The sequence below is a fragment of the Vibrio sp. SG41-7 genome, assembly GCF_014164465.1.
Classification (GTDB): Bacteria; Pseudomonadota; Gammaproteobacteria; order Enterobacterales; family Vibrionaceae; genus Vibrio; species Vibrio splendidus.
This window is the reverse complement of the sequence record NZ_JACJFF010000479.1, coordinates 1-217: the sequence shown is the minus strand read 5'-3', so window position 1 is coordinate 217 and position 217 is coordinate 1. Positions and strand designations below refer to the sequence as shown.

The 217-nt window shown below is 47.9% G+C and carries 1 rRNA gene; it reads left to right on the top strand.

The annotated features are described in order from the left end of the window. Positions 1-217 (top strand): 23S ribosomal RNA (locus H5300_RS27660); the annotation flags it as partial.

The following is a 217-nucleotide window of genomic DNA, read 5'->3' as shown; positions in this document are numbered from 1 at the left end:
AAACGGGTTAATATTCCCGTACTTCTTACAATTGCGATGGGGGGACGGAGAAGGCTAGGTGGGCCTGGCGACGGTTGTCCAGGTTCAAGTATGTAGGCGGAAAGTTTAGGTAAATCCGGACTTTCTTAACGCTGAGATACGATGTCGAGCTACTACGGTAGTGAAGTCATTGATGCCATGCTTCCAGGAAAAGCCTCTAAGCTTCAGATTGTAAGGA